This window comes from Mycobacterium sp. Root265 (assembly GCF_001428895.1).
In the GTDB taxonomy this organism is placed as follows: Bacteria; Actinomycetota; Actinomycetes; order Mycobacteriales; family Mycobacteriaceae; genus Mycobacterium.
Genome location: NZ_LMJA01000022.1, coordinates 1 through 19,841, shown reverse-complemented (window position 1 = coordinate 19,841; position 19,841 = coordinate 1). Strand labels below are relative to the sequence as shown.

Annotated in this window: 20 protein-coding genes and 1 tRNA gene; 14 read left to right on the top strand and 7 right to left on the bottom strand. The window is 66.7% G+C overall.

Annotation, left to right across the window (positions count from 1 at the left end):
- The first annotated feature begins 57 nt into the window (after positions 1-57).
- Both ASE48_RS16645 and ASE48_RS16640 read left to right on the top strand, forming a co-directional pair.
- Positions 58-131 (top strand) — tRNA-Leu (locus ASE48_RS16645).
- Positions 132-254: 123 nt separating this feature from the next.
- Complete coding sequence (locus ASE48_RS16640; RefSeq protein ID WP_057168221.1) at positions 255-641, top strand: nitroreductase family deazaflavin-dependent oxidoreductase; 387 nt, start codon at positions 255-257, stop codon at positions 639-641.
- A gap of 97 nt (positions 642-738) precedes the next feature.
- On the opposite strand, the gene ASE48_RS16635 is transcribed toward ASE48_RS16640, so the two are convergent.
- On the bottom strand, positions 739-978 hold the full coding sequence (locus tag ASE48_RS16635; protein ID WP_057168220.1) for a hypothetical protein: 240 nt from the start codon (positions 976-978) through the stop codon (positions 739-741).
- A gap of 98 nt (positions 979-1,076) precedes the next feature.
- Between ASE48_RS16635 and ASE48_RS16630 the strand changes: the two genes are divergently transcribed.
- The gene (locus ASE48_RS16630; protein ID WP_057168219.1) at positions 1,077-2,006 is read left to right on the top strand and encodes an NAD(P)/FAD-dependent oxidoreductase; all 930 of its coding nucleotides are present in this window, start codon (positions 1,077-1,079) and stop codon (positions 2,004-2,006) included.
- Here ASE48_RS16630 and ASE48_RS16625 read toward each other — a convergent pair.
- The 4 genes from ASE48_RS16625 to ASE48_RS16610 all read right to left on the bottom strand — a co-directional run bounded on the left by ASE48_RS16625 (position 2,003) and on the right by ASE48_RS16610 (position 8,064).
- Complete coding sequence (locus ASE48_RS16625) at positions 2,003-2,887, bottom strand: oxygenase MpaB family protein (RefSeq protein ID WP_200962182.1); 885 nt, start codon at positions 2,885-2,887, stop codon at positions 2,003-2,005. The genes ASE48_RS16630 and ASE48_RS16625 overlap by 4 nt on opposite strands.
- Positions 2,888-2,921: 34 nt before the next feature.
- Positions 2,922-3,803, bottom strand: coding sequence for a universal stress protein (locus tag ASE48_RS16620; protein ID WP_057168218.1), 882 nt, complete (start codon positions 3,801-3,803; stop codon positions 2,922-2,924).
- The gene (locus ASE48_RS16615; protein WP_057168217.1) at positions 3,800-5,623 is read right to left on the bottom strand and encodes an amino acid permease; all 1,824 of its coding nucleotides are present in this window, start codon (positions 5,621-5,623) and stop codon (positions 3,800-3,802) included. Before ASE48_RS16615 ends, ASE48_RS16620 begins: the two co-directional genes overlap by 4 nt.
- 473 nt (positions 5,624-6,096) lie before the next feature.
- Complete coding sequence (locus ASE48_RS16610; protein ID WP_156409244.1) at positions 6,097-8,064, bottom strand: Ig-like domain-containing protein; 1,968 nt, start codon at positions 8,062-8,064, stop codon at positions 6,097-6,099.
- A gap of 235 nt (positions 8,065-8,299) precedes the next feature.
- Here ASE48_RS16610 and ASE48_RS16605 point away from each other — a divergent pair, with 235 nt between their 5' ends.
- The 5 genes from ASE48_RS16605 to ASE48_RS16585 all read left to right on the top strand — a co-directional run bounded on the left by ASE48_RS16605 (position 8,300) and on the right by ASE48_RS16585 (position 10,506).
- Entirely contained in the window at positions 8,300-8,554 is a 255-nt protein-coding gene (locus tag ASE48_RS16605) for a hypothetical protein (protein ID WP_156409243.1), read from the top strand.
- 42 nt (positions 8,555-8,596) lie between these two features.
- Positions 8,597-8,848, top strand: coding sequence for a hypothetical protein (locus ASE48_RS16600; protein WP_156409242.1), 252 nt, complete (start codon positions 8,597-8,599; stop codon positions 8,846-8,848).
- Between the two features lie 158 nt (positions 8,849-9,006).
- Positions 9,007-9,324 carry a hypothetical protein gene (locus ASE48_RS16595; RefSeq protein WP_057168213.1) on the top strand — a complete coding sequence of 106 codons (318 nt, stop codon included), beginning with the start codon at positions 9,007-9,009 and terminating at the stop codon, positions 9,322-9,324.
- A 49-nt stretch (positions 9,325-9,373) separates the two neighbouring features.
- Complete coding sequence (locus ASE48_RS16590; protein ID WP_200962180.1) at positions 9,374-10,126, top strand: hypothetical protein; 753 nt, start codon at positions 9,374-9,376, stop codon at positions 10,124-10,126.
- Entirely contained in the window at positions 10,123-10,506 is a 384-nt protein-coding gene (locus ASE48_RS16585) for a hypothetical protein (protein ID WP_156409241.1), read from the top strand. The genes ASE48_RS16590 and ASE48_RS16585 overlap by 4 nt, the downstream gene beginning before the upstream one ends.
- Position 10,507: 1 nt before the next feature.
- Here the strand turns inward: ASE48_RS16585 and ASE48_RS16580 are convergent, their stop codons facing one another.
- Together ASE48_RS16580 and ASE48_RS32725 are read right to left on the bottom strand one after the other, a co-directional pair.
- On the bottom strand, positions 10,508-11,971 hold the full coding sequence (locus ASE48_RS16580) for a cytosine permease (RefSeq protein WP_057168212.1): 1,464 nt from the start codon (positions 11,969-11,971) through the stop codon (positions 10,508-10,510).
- The gene (locus tag ASE48_RS32725) at positions 11,971-12,135 is read right to left on the bottom strand and encodes a hypothetical protein (protein WP_156409240.1); all 165 of its coding nucleotides are present in this window, start codon (positions 12,133-12,135) and stop codon (positions 11,971-11,973) included. Before ASE48_RS32725 ends, ASE48_RS16580 begins: the two co-directional genes overlap by 1 nt.
- A 129-nt stretch (positions 12,136-12,264) precedes the next feature.
- On the opposite strand from ASE48_RS32725, the gene ASE48_RS16575 reads away from it, so the two are divergent.
- From ASE48_RS16575 to ASE48_RS16550, 6 genes are all read left to right on the top strand, one after another.
- On the top strand, positions 12,265-13,668 hold the full coding sequence (locus ASE48_RS16575; RefSeq protein ID WP_057168211.1) for a flavin monoamine oxidase family protein: 1,404 nt from the start codon (positions 12,265-12,267) through the stop codon (positions 13,666-13,668).
- Positions 13,665-15,731 (top strand): acetate--CoA ligase family protein, encoded by a 2,067-nt coding sequence (locus tag ASE48_RS16570; protein ID WP_057168210.1) that lies wholly within the window; start codon positions 13,665-13,667, stop codon positions 15,729-15,731. The genes ASE48_RS16575 and ASE48_RS16570 overlap by 4 nt, the downstream gene beginning before the upstream one ends.
- A complete protein-coding gene (locus tag ASE48_RS16565; RefSeq protein WP_057168209.1) occupies positions 15,728-16,537 on the top strand; it encodes an SDR family oxidoreductase in 810 nt (269 codons plus the stop codon). The genes ASE48_RS16570 and ASE48_RS16565 overlap by 4 nt, the downstream gene beginning before the upstream one ends.
- Positions 16,538-16,553: 16 nt before the next feature.
- Complete coding sequence (locus tag ASE48_RS16560; protein ID WP_057168208.1) at positions 16,554-17,720, top strand: acyl-CoA dehydrogenase family protein; 1,167 nt, start codon at positions 16,554-16,556, stop codon at positions 17,718-17,720.
- A gap of 85 nt (positions 17,721-17,805) precedes the next feature.
- Complete coding sequence (locus ASE48_RS16555) at positions 17,806-18,402, top strand: TetR/AcrR family transcriptional regulator (protein ID WP_057168207.1); 597 nt, start codon at positions 17,806-17,808, stop codon at positions 18,400-18,402.
- A 171-nt stretch (positions 18,403-18,573) separates the two neighbouring features.
- The coding region (locus ASE48_RS16550; protein WP_156409262.1) for an NAD-dependent succinate-semialdehyde dehydrogenase at positions 18,574-19,841 on the top strand (1,268 nt) is incomplete at both ends.

The window sequence follows — 19,841 nt, the reverse complement described above, 5'->3', positions numbered from 1 at the left end:
TCGGACGGCTGGCGCGGGCGCCTCGATGGCGGGCAACTAGTCTCTGATTCCGGAGCAGCCCCCATAGCCCAATTGGCAGAGGCAGCAGACTTAAAATCTGCAAAGTGTCGGTTCGAGTCCGACTGGGGGCACGCGAGTTCTTGTAGCCAGGGGCCTGTTGCGGCTCGAGTCTCTAGTGGTTGCTGTCATTGGCAGCTCCCTGTCACCGCACCCGAGGCGGTGACGGAGCTTCGACGAATACCTACACTCCGAGAATGCGCGTGCCTCGCCGAATTGCAGAGTTCAACAAGCGAGTCACCAATCCGGCGGCACGCGCGATCACACCGTGGCTTCCGAACCTCGGGACGCTCGAGCACGCCGGGCGGAAGTCGGGCAAGCGATATCGAACGCCCCTTATGGTATTCAAGACTCATGATGGCTATGCCATCCTCATCGGCTACGGCCCACAGACGGACTGGGTGAAGAACGTGCTGGCGGGCGGGTCGACGGTGCTGCGCAAGCGTGGACGGGCTGTCCCGCTCGCCAACCCGCGCGTGATGAGCAAGGCCGAGGCGGCGGCCCTCGTCCTACCGCGTTCCCGGCTGCTCTACCAAGCGTTTCCCTACAACGAGGCAGCCTTACTGCTGACGAATGCGGGTTGACCTCGACCACAGCGCCTTCAGAGCCGAGGAAACTGCTCACGACTCCTGAGCGTCGGTTGGAGTCCGGCTGGGGGCACCGGCGTCGCCGCAGTCATAGCTAGGACTCGCAGGCCACCCCGTTACCGTCGCGATCGAGATCGTAGATGTCGTTGCCGACCACGGTCACCGGTCCCTGGACATACGACGGACCGTTTCCGCTGCCGCCGGCGCAGTCGACGTCGCTGTCGGTCGGCACGCAGGCACCGGAGTATTTGGAGTCGCACTCTTCGGCCTGGGACAACGGTGCAACCGCAAGTCCGGCACCCACCAAAATTATCGCCAACGTCAGTTTGTTCACGGTCCGGAACGTTAGGCAACCTTGACATCTCCGAATGCACATTCGCTGGAAGTGTTCGTTTTGTGGAGACATCTTCGTGCGCCGCTACCCTCGCGGGCATGGCAACACCACGCGTAGCGGTCATCGGTGCGGGTCTGTCCGGCGCGGCATGTGCGCAGGCGTTGCGAGAGCGCGGCATCTCGGTCGAGATGTTCGAGCGTGGCCGTGCCCCGGGTGGCCGCATGGCCTCGCCGACGTTGCACGGACGTCGCGTCGACATGGGGGCCGCATACTTCACCGCCAAAGACCCGGCCTTCTCCACCGTCGCCGACGGATGGGTCTCCCGAGGACTCGCGCGCCCCTGGACGGACACGTTCGACGTGATGTCACCGGACGTCCGGGACGTCACCGCAGGGCCGATCCGCTTCGCGGCGCCGGCCGGGTTGCGATCACTCGTTCGCGATCTGCTGCCCGAAGACGTCGTCCGCTTGGAGTCGACAGTTGATTCCCTGGATGATCTCAGCCACGACGCCGTGGCGCTGGCGATGCCCGACCCGCAGGCCGCGCGCCTGGCGCCCGACGCGTGCGAGTGGGTGGACTACGAACCGGTCATCTCCGTGGCGATCGGCTGGGCCGAGCGCATCTGGTCGTTCGCCGACGCCGTATTCGTCAACGACCACCCGGACCTATCCTTCGTCGCCGACGACGGAGCCCGACGTGGGGACGGCGCGGCAGTGCTCGTCGCGCACACCACGGCGGCGCGGGCGCGGATGCACCTGGACCACCCGGATGACGCTGTGGCGCCCGTGCTTTCGGCACTGCGTCGCGTCACGGGCATCACCGAAGAACCGGCGTGGACACACGCGCACCGCTGGACCTTCGCCAAGCCCGCAGGCACCCATGGGGACGCCGAGTTCGGCTTGGTGACTTCGGGCCGTCCGCTGGGGATCTGTGGGGACGCATGGTGCCCGTCGGGCGCACCGAGGGTGGAATCGGCATGGTTGTCCGGCCGGCGGCTCGGCGCTGCTCTTGCGGCCGCGCTGATCTAGGAAGTCGTCGCGCGCTCGTCGTCGTGAGCGGCCGCCAGCACCCACCGAATGCCGCCGACCATCATCCGCCCGGACATCCTCGCCACGGTGGCGTCGAGCGATGGAAAGTACGGCAGCCACAGCGGCTTTCGCGCCCATTGCGGCAGCGTCGCCACGGACGTGGCGGCCAGCGCACCGTAGGGAGCGCGGGCCGGCAGGGGCAACGGCGGCGTCAACAACAAGAAGCGTGCGGCGTCGCGTGCCGCCGCCGTGCTACGCAGCTCCGGTCTGTACGCCTCGATGCGCTCCCGGAGCTCGAGCTCGGTGCGCGGCGGGTTCTGCACGCCGAGCGCTTCCGCGACGCGGGCGGTATCGGCGATGTATTCGTCACGGCCGGTCTGGTCCAGAGGTTGCGCGCCGTAGAGCTGATGTGCCCTCAGGAAGCTGTCGATCTCGGCGATGTGCACCCATTCGAGCAGGTGCGGATCCGACGCGTCGTACGGTGTTCCGTCGGGCGCCACCCCGTTGACGCGGCGGTGGATGCCGCGAACCTTGTCGACGGCGCGCTGCGCGTCGGCAGCCGGTCCGAACGTCGTCACGGCGAGGAATGTGCTGGTGCGCTGGAGGCGCCCCCACGGATCGCCCCGGTAGTCGGAGTGCTCGGCCACCCCGGCCATCGCCAGCGGATGCAGCGACTGCAGGAGCAGTGCCCGCAATCCGCCGACGAACATCGAGGCGTCGCCATGAACACGGCGGATCGGGCGGTCCTCGGCGAACCACCGCGGTCCCGGCGTCCCGTGGATACGGGCCCGGTTGTCCGGTCCTTCGGGGCCGGCGACCAAGCCGAACAGCGCGCGACCCAGGCCGTTCCTGATCGCACCCAGTTCCCGTGCAAACACCATGACTACGACGGTACGTGCCGGCGGAACGGTTCTGTCAGTGCGCCGTCCGACGCGGCATGATCAGCGTGGGCACCGGCGCGTGCCGGAGGATCTTCGCCGCGGCCGAGCCCAGGAACACCTGCGCCACCGGGCCGGCCGCACCCGATCCGAGCACCAGGATATCGCCCGCGCCCCACTCGATGGCCTCCACCGCATCACGCCACGTGGCCCCGGCCCCGATCACCACGTCGACATCGCCGAGACCCGAACGAACCGTCTCCAACTGGGCGGCGATGCCCTCCTGGGTGCTTCGCGCCCACTGCTTGACCACGAGGTCCTCGGCCCCCGTTTCGATGGAACCGCTGAACATGGTCACCGGCCGCACGGTGAAGGACGCGATCCGCAGCCGCGCCGACCACCGCTCGGCGAGCTCCGCGCTGGTCGCGACCAATCCCACCTGGTCTGCCCGTCCGCCGTAGGCCACGGTCAGGCGTTCGATGCGTCCCGGCTGGGCGGGATATCCCCGCGGCGCGATGGCCACTGGAACGGCCGCCGTGTGGACCAGCCGATCGGTGACGCTGCCCAGCGCAATCCTCCCGAGCGCGCCGGCCGACGACGAGCCGACGACGACGAGGTCGGCGCTCACCTCAGCCGCGAGTTCCACCAGGCCGGCGGGCACCGAGGACGCCCGGTGCACGATCTGCTGCACATCCAGGTCATCGGGAAGTTGCTCGACCATCGCCTGCAGCGACTGCTGTGCTTGTTCGCCCACATGGTTGAGGTACTCCACCTCGAACATCTCCGGCTTGCGCGGCGACGGACTCTCGACGATCGCCGCCGCGACGATGCGCTCTCCGCTGCTCCGCGCAATCTGGGCCGCCAAGTGCAGCGGTGCCGGTCCGTGGCCGCTGGCACTGAACGCCGCGATGATCGTCATTGTGGAACCTGCCCGGCCACAACGGACTTCGCGACGACGTGGGTCACCGGAACCTTGAACTTGGCGCGGGCGCGGTCCACCACGTCGAAGCGCTGCCAGACCGAGAATTCCGGCGGCAGCGTCGCGATCACGATCTGGTCGGGGTGGAACTGTGCCACGGCGTGCTCCAGCGCGCGCAGCGGTCGCTCGTCGCCCAATTCTCCTTGCGCCTGCAGGCTTTGGCTCTGCAACGAAGACAGTGTGGTGTCGAGCCTGGCTTGCGCTGCCTCCCTTGTGGCTTCGGTGACGTCACGCGGCCCGTGGGTCGCCGCGGCTCCGGTGTCGACGGGACTGACCGGTACCACCACCATGTACTCGGCATCCCGGTCCGCGCCGATACGACCCAGTTCCCCGAGCAGTTCGTCAGAGTCGACGGTTTGATTGGCCAGCACAAGTACGCGGTGCGGCGGGCCGGTGGACACCTCGGCAGGTGCGGACGGACGCTTCTTCACGAACCACTTGTTCGCCGCGTAGAGCACGATGACGACCGCCCAGGACAGCAGGCTGAGCACCAGTTGGGACCGCAGGGCGGTATCGACGAACATCTGCACCAGGATCGCGACGATCCCCAGTGCAGTGAGAATGGAAAGCACTGGGAACAGCCACATCTTGACCTTGAGCTCGGAGTCCGGGGTGCGGTAGCGCAGCACGATCTGCGAGATGGTGATCAACAGGTAGACGAACAGGATGATCGCGCCGCTGGAGTTGAGCAGGAACGCGAAAATGGTGTCGGGGGAGACGGCCGCGGCGATGACGCACAGGAATCCGATGATCGAGGACGCCAGGATCGCATTGGCCGGGACTCCGCGTTGGGTGACCTTCACCAGTGCCGGTGGCGCCTCCCGGCGCGCGGCGAGCACGAAGAGCATCCGGGACGCGGTGTAGAGGCCCGAGTTCAGACAGCTCAGAACGGCGGTCAGCACGACGGCGTTCATCACGTGGTCGGCGTAGGGGATGCCCATCTCGGTGAACGCCGCGACGAACGGAGACGCGGCCACGTTCTCGTCGTTCCACGGCACGATGGTCACGAGCACGAACACCGCGCCCACGTAGAACACCAGGATGCGCAGGATCACCGAGTTGGCAGCCTTGGCCACCGCCCGTTCCGGATCCGCAGACTCCGCCGCCGCGATGGTCGCGATCTCCGCACCGACCATGGAGAAGATGACGGTCACGATGCCGACCGTGATCACGCCGAAGCCCAACGGCATGAATCCGCCGTGACTCGTCAGGTTGGAGAAGTCGGCGGATTTGTCCGGCCACAACCCGAAGATGAAAGCCAGGCCGAGCCCGATGAACGCGATGATCGCGGCCACCTTGATGCCGGCGAACCAGAACTCGAACTCCCCGTAGGACGCCACCGAGAACAGGTTGGTCGCCGTCATCAACACCATGAAGATCAGCGCGGACAACCACAGCGGGACGTCCATCCAGTACTGGATGATCTTGGCGCCCGCGATCGCCTCGAACCCGACGACGATGACCCAGAAGTACCAGTACAGCCACCCGACCGAGAACCCGGCCCAATGCCCCAACGCATTGCGTGCGTAGTCCGCGAAGGACCCGGTGGACGGGTTCGCCACGGCCATCTCGGCCAGCATCCTCATCACCATGATGATCAGCACCCCGGCCATCCCGTAGGTGATGAAGACGCCTGGCCCGGTATCGCCGATCACCACACCGGATCCGACGAACAGCCCGGCACCGATGACACCGCCGATCGCGATCATCGTCAGCTGACGCTGACTGAGCGCCTTCTTGAGAGTGGGTGCTTCGCTCATGTGAACCTCCGACGCCGTCAGGGTGAAGCCAACCGGGCTTGAGTACCCAGGAGTGATCCAAATCACGCACCGGTTTCGCGGGGTGGCTTGCGCGGCGGTGCAGGCAGGCAGCTTGTCGCTGGCGGTCCGCATATCATGTGCTTTCGGACGAGATCTGCATGGCTGAACGCAGATCAGTCACGCCTCGACCGGTCCAACGTTTGGCAGTACCGGCTTCACTCCGACTCCGTAAGGGTGGGGAGCGGTGCGGTGGGCGCAGGCGGCGTCAGTATCGCGCAGATTCGCAGGTCCGTATTCGGTTCGTGCGCGTAGACGATCTGAGAGTCGTATTAGTCGTCGGAGTCGGAACTGCCATTGCTATGGACGAACACTCATGGCCTCAACGCGCGTTCCGATGTGGTCGAGAGACTCAAGTCACAGCGTGGCGGAGCCCGCGGCACGTCCGAGTCCGGTTCCGATCACGTTTTACTCGATCAGGCTGCCTTCGTGCGCGCTCCAGCTTTGCGGCGCAGGAAGATGAACCCGACAAACGTGAGCACGGATGTCGCATTCATCGGCGTCAGTGTGTACCCCAAGTCGTGCATGATGCCCCGCTCGACCGCGCTGAGCGTGCGGGGGCCCATGCCGGGCGGCACCTGCGGGTTCATCAGCATTCGGGTCGGTCCTGTGAACGTGCTGCCATCCACGTGGGATATCGAGCTGCCTTGGGCCCACGTCGCCGGCGTATATAGCGGCACGAGAGTGCCATGAGCGTCGACCGCGCCGGCGCCGCCGAAGCGGACCCCGCCGCTGGCGCCCCGCAGTTCGGGGGATCGTGCCGAGTTGAAGCGGTAGTCCGATCCGATCAGCCTAGTGCCGTCGGCGGCGACGAGAAAGCTGTCGTACAGGGTCCAGTTTCGCCGAGAAGTCAACGTTGAGAGCTCCACATAAGACATAAACCCAAAGGAGTGCAGCAATTCGTGCATAGCCACGGTGGTGAAGTCATATTGCGTTACCGCAACGGGATCGCCAAATGCCCAAGGATAGGCAAAATTCCAGTCGATTTGGCCATCAGCTATGACGCCGTTCGCATCGACTCCGGTAAGCAATTTGTGCTGCACTACGGTAGGGAAGAAGCCAGCTTCCGAGCTGATAAGTGGACTCTCCACCGAGGCTAGTGTGTTGGTGCTCGACGAATTTTGGCCGGTGATGTCGTAGGTGAGAATTACCGGTCTCGTCACGATGAAGTTTCCCAACAAGTTCGCGGCGGCTCTCTGCAGGGCCGACCGCGCCTCAGCAGTCCAGTATTGCGATCCCGTCGTGTAACTGAACACAAAGCTGACAGCGCTCTGGTTCACCAACAAGGACGATAGAGAGCTGGCGCTACGAAATGGGTCCAACAGGTTGAAATGCGCGCCGATATCGACCGCCGAGATTACAAAACTGTCGACGCCGGTAAATCCGGCATCGGGGACGTAGGTAAATGTTCCGTCGTCGTCGATGATCAGGCTGCCCGATGTCGGGCCCGTGACGATCGCATATCGGATGACATCACCCTCCAGATCGACAGCGCCTAGGGTGCCGACGACTGGGGCGGTCCCTTCTCCGCTGATCTGAACCGGAGTAAGCCAGGGCGCCTGATTGAACAGGGTGCGGCGCGTTCCGGCGAGCGAGTCGTAGAGCCAGCTTTTGAACGGTTCGCCTACAGGCAGCACCGAGATGATCGTCCTGCCGGTTCCAATCAACGCAGCAATCTGGTCCGCAACCCACTGCCGTCGGTCGTCAGGCCCGTTGACCGCCACCACTACCGATTGAGCAGGCGTCACTGTTTCCGTACGGGACCCGACCTCTGCCGAATCTTTGGTAGCACCGGAATCGGAGTCGGATAAGACGGGAGTGATTATGCCCGAGGGCGTTTCAGTGACGTTGTCAGCGAATGCGGTCACATTGCCGTCACGTTGGGTGGCCGTGGCGGGCAGCACGCCGTGATCCGCGGATGATCCGTCCGACCTCAGCGTGCTTGTTCCAGTGGAGCTGATCGCTGTATCCACTTCGTAGCTGTCTTTATTGTCGTCGGCACTGGAACTAGCAGCAGTTACATCCCGCTCTTTCCCGCCATTGTCGAGAGCGTCCGACTCGATCGTTCGCGGCGCCGCCGAATGGGTCAGCGAAGTACCGGACTCACGGTCTGCCGAATTGGGGTCCCCCTGCGGCCCGGCGGCACTGCTAGCGCCGCCGGTATCGGCGGAGTCTGCGGTGGTCGATCCAGCAGAACTTGATGGTGTGCCGTCATCGGCGGCCGCGATACTGATCTCCGGGCTCGCTAGGGAGAGCCCGAATAGCGTGGCCGTCATCCCCGCCGAAGCGGCACCGGCAGCCAGCCAACGCCGAACCGGGAGCCCGCCGGTACCATGACGGTGCCGGTGGTTCATTATTGCGCGCTTCGACTGCTTGGCCGCCACGATATGCCCCCATCGTCAATTTGTGCAGACTGTAATCGCATAATGCGCTGCAGGCGCGGAATTGGAACGGAATAACGCAACGACAAGAATCAACCTGTCCCGAATCGAGTGCTTGAGTCACTCGTGCGTCGCCGGCCGAGTCGTGGCGCATCGGCAGTTGCGTCCTGTAGAGCGAATGGGGAGGCCCAAGGCGTCCGTTGGCGCCCGCAGGCCCGCGGGTGCGACGATGACCCCGATGGCCGAGAACGACACCGACGAATCCGCGAACATCGCACAGGCCCGACTGCTGCTCGGGGCGCTGTGGGAACAGGTCGAAGACACCTCGCGCAAGATCGAGGACGAAGAGGCCCGGGTCGCCCGCAGGCCCGTCGGATCGCCGGCCCGCCCCCACCGCGTCAACACCGCGCAATTGCGCAAAGAGCTCTACCAGCTGCACGGCATGATCGACGGGATCAACCGCAGATTCCCGCAGATCGCCACGGGCGTGTAACCATTGCCGTCGGGAGGCCCGGGCGCAAGAGGGGGATCGACTGTGCGGACGTTTCCGGCGGCTCTGGTGGGTTCGCTGATCCTGTTGTCCACGGCCGGCTGCGCCGACGAGAACTTCACCCGTGACGTGGAAGCCCGATGGTGTGAACTGGTCGGCACCGACTGTGCGCCGCCACCGCCGTTGCAGCCGCCCTTACTCAACCAGCCGGATGACGGCTACCGCCCGGCCGGCCCCGTTTATGTGATCCCGCCGACCTACCCGGCCTCACCCGCGCCGGGTGTAGACGGTCGATAGTACTCAATAGGTCTGTAGCCGAACGTATTTCGTTCTGTTATCGAATGCACAGCGGGCGCCTAACGTCACCACAGTGGCGACCCAATCGGCGGCCATAGCGTCTTTCTCGTGTGGCGGTGAGGTGCCGCGTGAACACACACGAATGAATGGAGTCGCCCATGTTGCTCACTCGTCGGACCGCCGCCCCGATCCTCGCCGGCGGTATCGCCCTGGCCGGTCTGCTCGGCGTGGGCCTCGGCACTGCGAGCGCCGATCCCGGCCGTCCCTGCGGGCAGCCGAACGCGCAGGCCTGCGCTCCCGCACCGCAGAACAACAACAACGCGCCGCAGAACAACAACTGGCAGGGACGAAATATCGACCAGGCCCGCAACGACCACCAGCCGTTCATGCACAACGGTCAGCGGGTGGAACCGATGCGCGCGGGCAATGGCGACGGCTGGGGATTCTGGTTCCTCGGCCAGTGGATTCGTCTCTGAGACGGCGCGCCACGGGCTGATCGAGCGCCCGTCGGGGGATGATACGGGTGTGGTTGCTGATGCAAATGTGATCAATGTGAACTCGTCCGCCGAGGCTGCAGACCCGCAGCCCGGTGCCCCGACCGCTGCTGAGGCCGCGGCTCCTGCTCCCGAGCAGCCCGCGGCGCAGCAGCGCGCGTGGTCGATGCCGAAGGCTCCGATGAGCCGCAAACAGGTCGACGACTTCGGGCGCACCGTCGCCACGGCAACGGCCACGACCGCATCGGCCGTCGGCAAGGCGGTCGCCGGTGTCGCACGATTCTCCGCGCACCTCGTCGCCCAGATCTGGCGCGCCATCGAAGCGGTACCGGCTGCCCTCCAGGTGCTGGCCGTCGTCGCCATCGGCATGCTGCTCGGCGTCGTGGGCTCCATCGCCGCGACCGGCACGCTGGGCTTGATGTGCAGCGTCGTCGTGGTTCCGGTCTGCTCGATCGCCCTCGGCGCGCTCGGGCACCGCTGGTTCAACAGGAGTCCTGCCGAGCCGGCGGCTACCGAGTCCGACCTGTCCCGCTCGGTCGTCTACGTCGACAAGAAGCTGACGCTGGCGCTCAACTCATTGGGATCCGAACGGCATCAGCAGGCGGTCATCGCGCTCTTCCAGGCGAAGACGGCCGTCGAACTCGCGTTGGGCACCGAACAGGACGAAGCCGACCGTGACAACGCGCCTGTCCAGGTCGACGCGTACCGCCTGCGACCCCGCATCCAGGCCGGGTCGGCCGCCAAAATGGCCATGTCAGAGAGCAATTCCCTGGCGGCTTCGTGAATGCGCAGCCGATCACCGGCAAGGTCGCGCTGATCGAGGACGACTACACGCTCGTCATCAACCGCGGGGCAGAGTGCGGCCTCGCGGTCGGCATGATCTTCGCGGTGCAGTCCGGCACCGGTCAGGTGATCACCGATCCCGAGTCCGGCAGGGAACTCGGCAGACTCAGCCATGAGAAGCTGCGGGTCCGGGTGTTCGACGTGCAACCGTTGTTCGCCCGCGCCCACACCTTCGTCGACACCGGCGATTTCCACGGCCTGCTGGAGCTGCCCTTCTTCGAGCAGCCCCAGGAGGACGTCGTGACCGTGGATGTCGGGGACAGCGTCGAGCTCGTGGCCGGGTATCAGAACACGGGCCGGGATACGGGCACCGGCGGCTGACCTATCGAGCGGTGTTGTGCCGCAGGGGATATCCGCCGATGCCGAGGCGCTGCACCACGAGCCGGGTCAGCGTGTAGTGCGTGATGCCGGCGACGACGAACGCCGGTATCGACGCGGTGGTGTAGCGGAACAGCGCGCTGGGTTCATAGGTGACCGGATTGAGCAGCAGTGAATACGTGACCGCACCCGTTGCGACCGCGGCGAAGGCCACGTAGTTGACCCCCTTCCAGTACCCGTAGGCCGACTGGTCGGCGGGCAGGAACAGGTCGCGCACGCTGAGCTGACGGTGCCGCAGGATGAAGTAGTCGACGATCTGCACCGCACACAGCGGGGCCAGCACGATCGCACCCCAGGACAGGAAGCGTCCGTAGTTCTCGTACACCGCGGTCGGGAAGAACACCAGGATCGCGGCCGGGCCGAGGATCGCGGCGACCAGCCACGGCCAGGCCGCGGCGCGGAACAGCCGCCCGCCACCGCCTTTGAGCGCCACCATCGAGGCGTAGCCCTGGGACAGGATCGCGGTGATGTTCGCAAAGCACACGATGACCAGCGCCACCATGCCGATGACGACACCGGCCAGCGGGATGAACCACTGCGTGGGTTCCTCGATCTGCAGTGACAGCGCGGCGATCGAGCCGACCACGGCCGCCACCACCGAGGCGCCGAAGACACCGACCCAGTTCGGCCAGAACGCCGCGCGTGAACTCCGGGTGAGGCGGGCGAGGTTGCCCAGGTTGGGCCACCACGCGAAACCGCCGGCGATGCTGAGCTCCACGGCGAGCACGAAGCTCAGATGGTTGTCCTCGCTGACGCCACCCAACGGGGCCAAGGCCATGAGTTCCGACCAGGTGTTGTCGGTGAAGACGATGATGATGATGCCGACCAGGACGGCCATCAGCATGGGCGCCAGTATGCGGCAGACGGTTTCGACCGAGACAGGTCCGCGGACCAGGATGAGCGCCGAGACCGCGATGGCGACCAGCGCCAGCAGGCTTGCCGCTGCACCTGTCTGGGACAGTTCGATGCCGAACAACTGATTGACGACGATGACGATGCCGTGGCCGAACATGATGGCCAGCACGGCCGACCAGGCCGCGGCGAGCACGGTGGACACCGCCACCATCACCACCCGGGCGCCGATCTCGCCGAAGGTGCTGCGCAGCCCGACGAACTGCTCGATGCCGTACTTCACCGACGGCATGCACGGCGCCAGCGCCACCGCGAGCACGCTGAGGCCGTACCCGATGACGATGGTGGCGATGGCCTGGGCCAGCCCCACGTAGTAGGCGACGGCGGCCCCTTGCAGGAAGGCCCAGGTGGCGATCGCGAGGCCCACATTGACCGACGAGTGCTGCCAGAAACCCCAGATCCGTTCGCGGGGGAGCAGCGGCAGATCGGTGAGTGTGGGGTCCGGTTCGGTGGCGGTGTTGCTTGCCGGCAGTCCCCGGCGTGCGGTCTCGGTCATCAGTACGCCCACCACATCAGTGCGGCGATCGACAGGGCCAGGATGATGACCGCCAACAGAAAATCGCGAAGGGGCAGGTCAGCCAGCGTGGTATCCGTCTGGTCTCCGGTATCGATCAGGGTCAGCCGCTCCTGGAGCTGTTGATCCAGCGGGGTAGTTTGCACAGCGACTCATTTCTGATTGGCGGGCCAGTTTAGAAAGAGTGTGTGGCGGCCGCCACTACTTGTCAACCGCTTGGCGCACATCACGAAAATACTTGACTGGTGAGCCAGTTAATAATTAAGCTCGCCGCCATGACCCCGAGTTCTCCCCCCAGTTCGCCTGCCGGACCGCTGCCCGCCGTGGCGACCGTGGCCGTGATCGGGGCCGGCTACGCCGGGCTCTCGGCAGCACTGGACCTGCACGATGCCGGTATCGACGTCGTCGTGCTGGAAGGCTCCGACCGTGTCGGCGGGCGGACGCTCTCCGAGCGCCTCGACGACGGGGTGGTACTCGACCACGGCGGTCAGTGGGTGGGGCCGACCCAGACCCGATTGCTGGCGACCGCCGAGCGGTTCGGGTGCGCCACATTCCCGACCTACAACGCCGGCGATCACCTGGAGCTGTGGACCGACGGTATCTGCCGGCCGTTCCGGGGAGCCGGACCCGTCGACGCCCCCGGCGTCGCCGAGTACGTTGCCGCCACCGAGGCCATCGACGCGCTGGCGGCCACCATCGATCTCGAGAATCCCACTGCGACACCGGAGATCTCGGAATGGGACAGCCAGACCGTGCAGTCCTATCTGGACCACGCGGTGCCCGATGGCGACGCCCGCATCCGGTTGGCGCTGGCCGTCCAGGGCGTGTGGACCGTCGAACCCCGCGATATCTCGTTGTTCCACTTCCTGTTCTACATCGCGTCCGCCGGTGGCTTCGACCAGCTGATGGAGACCGAGGGGTGCGCCCAGGAGCGCCGCTTCACCGCGGGCGCCCAGTCGGTGGCCGCGGCCATCGCCGCGCACCTCGGAGATGCCGTGCACCTCGACGCCGCGGTCCGGCACATCCACACCCTCGACGACGGGACGGTGCAGCTCGACACCGCGCGCGGTCAGGTCCGCGCGCAGCACATCGTGGTCGCAACCTCACCCGGCGCCTCGGTGCGCATCCCGTTCACCCCGCCGCTGCCGCAGGCCCGCAACCGCTGGATGGAACGCAGCCCGATGGGCGATGTCGCCAAAATCCACACCGTCTATTCCACGCCGTTCTGGCGCGAGGCCGGGTACTCGGGTGAGGCCACCGTGTACGGAAACCACTCCGTGGGAGTCGTTTTCGACAACTCGCCGGAGGACGGGCACTGCGGGGTGCTGGTGTCCTTCGTCTATGCCGACCGCCAGCATCGATGGTCGCAGCTGTCACAGGACGACCGCCGTGACGACGTGCTCGCCACGCTCACGGCACTGTTCGGTGCCGTCGCGGCCGCGCCGTCGCTGTACACCGAGAAGAACTGGCCGCAGGACGCCTGGGCGCGCGGTGGCTACGCCGCCAATCCGGCGCCGGGGGTCTGGTCCGAGCACGGCGAGACCGGCTGGCGCACCGCCTGCGGGCCCATCCACTGGGCCGGCTCGGAGACCTCGAGCGTGTGGAACGGCTACATCGACGGCGCCATCGCGTCGGGCCGGCGCGCCGCCGCCGAGATCAAAGCCGAGTTGACGTCGTGATCGCCGCACCCACCACGGATCTGCGAGTGTTCAGCGATCCGTCCTCCGTCGCTGTCGTCGGCGCCTCCGAGGACTCTGCCAAGTGGGGTTACTGGCTGGCCTCCGGCGCGCTGACCGGTGCACACCGCCGCGCGGTGCACCTGGTCAACGGACGGGCTGACAACGTACTCGGCCATCCTTGTGCGGCAAGTATTTCCGATCTCCCTGAGACGCCGGAACTGGTGGCACTGTGTGTCCCGGCTGCGCACGTGGACGGTGTGGTCGACGCGGCACTGACGCGTGGCACCCGCGGATTCCTCGGAATCACCTCCGGTATCGCCGACGAGGCGGCACTGGCCGCCCGCATCACGGCCGCAGGCGCCCGGCTGATCGGCACCAACAGCCTGGGCATCTACGACGCCACCAACGAGCTTCGGCTGATGTGGGGCATCCCGACACCGGGACCGATGGCCATCGTGTCGCAGAGCGGCCAACTCGGCTCGGAACTCATCGCGATCGGTCGGCGGCACGGACTGGGAGTCTCGCGCTTCGTCTCGATCGGCAACCAATCCGATGTCACCGCAACCGACGTACTCGCCGACCTGGCCGGTCATGACGACACCCGTGTCATCGCGCTCTACCTGGAGAGCTTCACCGACGGCGAGGCGTTGTTCGACACCTTGTCGACCCTGCGAGAGGCGGGGAAGCCGACCGTGCTGCTCACCGTCGGTGCCAGCACTGCCAGTTCGCGGCTGGCCCGCACCCACACCGGTTCGTTGACCTCCTCGCTGGATGTGGTCGACGCGGCCTGCCGTGCCGCCGGGGTGGTGCGGGTCGCCACCCCCGCCGAGCTCATCGATGTGGCGCGAGGACTGCTCGTCGTGCCTGCCCTCCGCGGACGGCGCGTCGCCATCGTCGGTGACAGCGGCGGGCAGAGCGGAATCGCCGCCGATGTGGCCACCGCCGCAGGCCTGGCCGTGCCGCAGTTCTCCGAAGACCTGTCGCAACGGCTCGACGCACAACTACCCGCCGGGGCCGCCTACACCAACCCCGTGGACCTGGCCGGGGCCGGCGAGCAGGACCTCGACAACTACGCCCGCATCGTCGAACAGGTCGGCGCCGCAGGCGATGTGGACGCCGTGGTGCTGACGGGATACTTCGGGTGCTACGGACAGGACGTTCCTGACCTGACCGCCGCGGAGGTGGCGGTGGCTCAGCGCATCGGGACGGCCGCGCGCGCCATGGGCGTACCGGTGCTTGTGCACACCATGGCGCCGGATTCAACTGCCGCACAAACCTTGTGGGATGGCGGTGTGCCGACCTACGGCCGCATCGAGGCGGTCACCAGGGTGCTCGCCGCGCTGGCCGACACCACCCCGACACCGAAAGCCGCCGCGCCGGAGATCGCTATCGGCCTGCCCGGTGTCGAGCCCGGATACTGGGCTGCGCGGGCGTTGCTCGCCGAAGCCGGGGTGGCGTTCCCGCGCGGTGCGGTGGTGCGTGACAGCGCCGAACTCGCTGCGGCTGTCGACGACCTCACCGCGCCGCTGGTCCTGAAAGCCGCGTGGCTGGAACACAAGAGCGAGGTGGGCGGGGTCCGCGTCAACCTGCGCGATCGATACGAGACCGCCGCCGCATTCGAGGACATGCGGGCGCGTCTCGGCGCGGGGGAGTACGTCCTGGAGGAACAGGACCGGCGACCCGATGCCGTCGAGGTGCTGATCGCCGCCCGCCGTGATCCACAGCTGGGCCCGATGGTGGTCGTCGGGGCCGGCGGCACCGAGACCGAGGTGCTACGCGATATCCGGATGGAATGCGCACCGCTGTCCACGGATACCGCGATGGCGATGCTGCACGGACTGCGGATGACGCCGCTGCTCCAGGGCTGGCGTGGCCGCGCCGCGGTGGATGTCGCGGCACTGGCGGCCACGGTCGTCGCCGTGTCCCAGCTGATCGCGGCACGCCCAGACATCTCCGAGATCGAACTCAATCCCGTCCGCGCCACCGCCTCGGGGGCGCTCGCCGTCGATGCCCTGGTGGTAACCCATTGCGCAGAAACCGATTTGGAAGGCAATCAACGATGACAGCACCGGCCACTCTGGACAATTCGACCGAATTCTCCGGCCGCGTGGCCCTGATCACCGGCGGTGGTTCGGGCATCGGCCGCGCCATCGCGCAGCGCTGGGCGCTGGCCGGTGGTGTGGCCGCCGTTCTCGGCAGGCGCAAGGAGGCGCTCGACGAGACGGTGGGTCTGATCACCGCCGCCGGCGGCCGGGCCGAGGCGGTGGTGTGCGATGTCCGTGACCACGCGGCCGTCGCCACCGCGGTCGACACCCTGGTGGCCGGCCACGGCCGTCTCGACGCGCTGGTCAACAACGCCGCGGGCAATTTCGTGGTGCCGTCGGAGGATCTGTCGCCGGGCGGCTGGAAGGCCGTCACCGACATCGTGCTCAACGGCACCTACTACTGCACACACGCCGCCGCGCGGCACATGCTGGCCCAGGGTGGCGGCACGGTGCTCAACATCATCGCCAGCTACGCCTGGCACGGACACCCCGGCACGGTGCACAGTGCCGCCGCCAAGGGCGGGGTCGTCGCCATGACCCGCACGCTGGCCGTCGAGTGGGGTGCGCGCGGAGTGCGGGTCAACTGCCTGGCCCCGGGCCCCACCGAGACCGCGGGTGCCGGCGCCGCGCTGTGGGGCACCGAGCAGGCCCGCCGTGACGTCCTGGCCAGTGTGCCGGCCAACCGTTTCGCCGAACCCGCCGAGATCGCGGAGTCCGCCGCGTTCCTGCTCAGTGCGCGCGCCGGATACATCACCGGGGAGGTACTGGTCGCCGACGGCGGGCAGTGGCTCGGCAAGTCCATTTACACCGATTCATCGCGTTAACCCGAAGGAGACACCCATGGTCGCCGTGACCACCAACATCCCCGCCTGGCCGCTCACCGACGAGCAGCGCCAGATCGTCGAGCTGTGCCGCGATTTCGCGGCCAAGGAGATCCGCCCCCGTGGGCGCGAGGTCGACGAGGCCGACACCGTCACCCCGGTCGACATCTTCGCCAAGGCGGCGGCCGTCGGCATCACCGACTTCATGATCCCCGAGGAGTACGGCGGCGGCGGCTTCACCGACGTCTTCACGCAGTGTCTGGTTCAGGAAGAGCTGTGCTTCGGGGACCCAGGCATCGGAAACCTGGTGTGTTCCAACGGCTTCTTCTCCGATCCGATCATGGTGCTGGGCACCGAGGAACAGAAGAAGCGCTGGCTCACCCCGCTGACCGGACCGAACGCGGTGATGACCTCGCTGGCCACCACCGAGCCGGAATCCGGCTCGGATGCCGCCTCCATCGCCACCACGGCACGCCGGGTCGAGGGCGGGTACCGGATCAGCGGGCAGAAAGCCTGGATCTCCAATGCCGGCGCCGCCGAGCAGTATGTGATCTTCGCGAAGACGGACCCCACCAAACGTTCGGCGGGCATCACCGCATTCCTGGTTTCCAAGGATGCCGAGGGGCTGACGTTCGGCGAGCCGATGAAGAAGATGGGACAGCGCGCGATCGTGTGCCGGGAGATCTTCCTCGACGGCGTGTTCGTTCCCGAGGAAGACCGGCTCGGCGATGAGGGCCAGGGCTTCTACGGTCTGATGGGCACCTTCGACATCTCACGGGTGGTGCTCGGAGCAGCCGCCGTCGGCGCGGCGCGCGCGGCCTACGAGTACGCGCTCGAGTACGCGAAGACCCGAAAGCAGTTCGGAGTTCCCATCATCGAGCATCAGGCGGTGGCGTTCCGGCTGGCGGACATGGCCACCCGGATCGAGGCGGCCCGGCTGCTGACGCTGCACGCGGCGCGCATCATCGACAGCGGTGCACCGGCTCGCGGTATCGCGGCGATGGCCAAGCTGACGGCTTCGGAGACCGCCATGTTCGTCACGCACGCGGCGGTGCAGACGCTGGGCGGGTGGGGATACTCGCGTGAGTACCCCGTCGAGCAATGGATGCGCGACGTCAAGCTGGAGGAGATCGAGGAGGGCACCTCCGACATCATGCGGCTGGTGATCTCGCGCAATCTGAGCTGACACCTGCGCAGTTGACCGGACGGCCAGTTATCCCCACTTGTACCATCGGAGCGACCGCACCCCACCCTGCTGACTGGAGGACCCGATGCCGCGCCCCAGCGTGGAAGCCGAGCGCAGGCAGCAGATCCTGTCCGCCGCATGCGCGGTGATCGCCTCGGCCGGGATTCCGGCCCTGCGACTCTCCGACGTCGCCAAGGAAGCCGGTGTCAGTTCGGGGACGGTGCACTACTACTTCGAGACCAAGCGGGAGGTCATCGCCGCGGCGTTCGAATACAACCTGACCGACTCGCTGGCGCGGCGCCAGGAACTGCTGGCGTCGGGCAAGGACAGCCTGGCGATCCTGCACGATCTCGTCGAGTCCTATCTGCCCAACGACGAACTCTCGGTGCGCGCCTGGAAGGTGTGGCTGGCGTTGTGGGCGGAGGGCAGCCGGGAGCCGGTGCTGCAGGAGATCAACGATCGTCTGTACGGCCAATGGCGAGATGTCGTCGCCGGGGTGATCGGGGCAGCGCAGGATGAAGGCCTGGCCCGCCCGGGGGATTCGGCGGTGCAGGCGAACATGCTGATCGGCATGCTCGACGGACTGGCCGTGCAGGTGGTGCTGGAATCCCCGAGTATGCCCTTGTCGCAGATGCGACAGACGTGCCATGACTTCATCAGCGCAGTCATAGCCGGTCCATAAAGTCGTTGAATCATGCTGTAATCGAACAAAATTGAGTGAGGCGAACCGATGAGTCTGTACGCGGTAGTTGAYCCGGCGACCGGTGATGTGGTGAAGGAGTATCCCACCGCGACCGATGAGCAGATCGAGGCGGCGGTGTCGGCGGCGGCTGCAGCGTTCACGGGGTGGTCNCCGGCGACCGGTGATGTGGTGAAGGAGTATCCCACCGCGACCGATGAGCAGATCGAGGCGGCGGTGTCGGCGGCGGCTGCAGCGTTCACGGGGTGGTCCAAGACCACGAGTGTGGCTGATCGTGCCGGGTTGATCCGCAAGGTCGCCGCGCTGCACAACGAACGCAAGGACGAGCTGGCCAGGATCATCCAGCGTGAGATGGGCAAGCCGCTGGATCAGTCGGTCGGCGAGGTCGAGTTCAGTGCCGCGATCTATGAGTTCTACGCCGATAACGCCGAAAAGTTTTTGGCCGACGAGCCCATCGACCTGCTCGACGGGGAAGGCTCGGCGTTGATCCGGCGCGGCCCGGTCGGGGTGCTGCTGGGCATCATGCCGTGGAACTACCCCTACTACCAGGTGGCCCGATTCGCCGGTCCCAACCTGGTGCTGGGTAACACGATCGTGCTCAAACACGCCCCGCARTGCCCCGAATCCGCCGCCGCCCTGCAGCAGCTGTTCCTCGATGCCGGCTAYCCSGAGGGCGCCTACGTCAACGTYTATGCCACCAACGAACAGATCGCCGAGGCGATCGCGGACCCCCGCATCCAGGGGGTRTCRCTGACCGGGTCTGAGCGCGCCGGGGCCGCGGTCGCCGAGATCGCCGGGCGCAACCTGAAAAAGGTCGTCCTGGAACTGGGCGGCTCGGATCCGTTCATCCTGCTGTCCTCCGATGACCTCGATGCCACCGTGGACGCCGCAGTCGATGGCCGTTTCGAGAACACCGGGCAGGCCTGCAACGCCGCCAAACGCATCATCGTGGCCGAGGGCGTCTATGACGAGTTCCTCGACAAATTCACCGCCAAAGTACTGGCCAAGGCCGACGGGCTGGCCCCGCTGTCCTCGGTGGCCGCCGCGCAGCGCCTCGATGAGCAGGTCMAGCGCGCCGTGGACGCGGGCGCCTCGCTGACYWCYGARGGCYMSCGYAAYGGGGCGTTCTTCCCGCCCGGGGTGCTCACCGGGCTGTCCCCGGATTCCCCGGCGGCCAAGGAGGAACTGTTCGGGCCGGTGGCCACCGTCTACAAGGTGCCCGACGAGGACGCCGCGGTCGAGTTGGCCAACGACACCCCCTTCGGGCTGGGCTCCTATGTGTTCACCACCGACCCCGAGCAGGCCAAGCGGGTGGCCGACAAGATCGAGGCCGGCATGGTCTTCGTCAACGCCGTCGGCGCCGAAGGCGCCGAGCTGCCCTTCGGCGGAGTCAAACGCTCCGGGTTCGGCCGCGAACTCGG

What these genes read in the sequence shown, in the direction of transcription:
- ASE48_RS16640 (WP_057168221.1), top strand. Translation starts at nt 255, where the DNA reads ATGCGCGTGCCTCGCCGAATTGCAGAGTTCAACAAGCGAGTCACCAAT.
- ASE48_RS16630 (WP_057168219.1), top strand. Translation starts at nt 1,077, where the DNA reads ATGGCAACACCACGCGTAGCGGTCATCGGTGCGGGTCTGTCCGGCGCG.
- ASE48_RS16560 (WP_057168208.1), top strand. Translation starts at nt 16,554, where the DNA reads ATGGTCGCCGTGACCACCAACATCCCCGCCTGGCCGCTCACCGACGAG.
- ASE48_RS16620 (WP_057168218.1), bottom strand. Translation starts at nt 3,803, where the DNA reads ATGACGATCATCGCGGCGTTCAGTGCCAGCGGCCACGGACCGGCACCG.
- ASE48_RS16615 (WP_057168217.1), bottom strand. Translation starts at nt 5,623, where the DNA reads ATGAGCGAAGCACCCACTCTCAAGAAGGCGCTCAGTCAGCGTCAGCTG.
- ASE48_RS16575 (WP_057168211.1), top strand. Translation starts at nt 12,265, where the DNA reads ATGACCCCGAGTTCTCCCCCCAGTTCGCCTGCCGGACCGCTGCCCGCC.
- ASE48_RS16565 (WP_057168209.1), top strand. Translation starts at nt 15,728, where the DNA reads ATGACAGCACCGGCCACTCTGGACAATTCGACCGAATTCTCCGGCCGC.
- ASE48_RS16625 (WP_200962182.1), bottom strand. Translation starts at nt 2,887, where the DNA reads ATGGTGTTTGCACGGGAACTGGGTGCGATCAGGAACGGCCTGGGTCGC.
- ASE48_RS16595 (WP_057168213.1), top strand. Translation starts at nt 9,007, where the DNA reads ATGTTGCTCACTCGTCGGACCGCCGCCCCGATCCTCGCCGGCGGTATC.
- ASE48_RS16580 (WP_057168212.1), bottom strand. Translation starts at nt 11,971, where the DNA reads ATGACCGAGACCGCACGCCGGGGACTGCCGGCAAGCAACACCGCCACC.
- ASE48_RS16555 (WP_057168207.1), top strand. Translation starts at nt 17,806, where the DNA reads ATGCCGCGCCCCAGCGTGGAAGCCGAGCGCAGGCAGCAGATCCTGTCC.
- ASE48_RS16605 (WP_156409243.1), top strand. Translation starts at nt 8,300, where the DNA reads ATGGCCGAGAACGACACCGACGAATCCGCGAACATCGCACAGGCCCGA.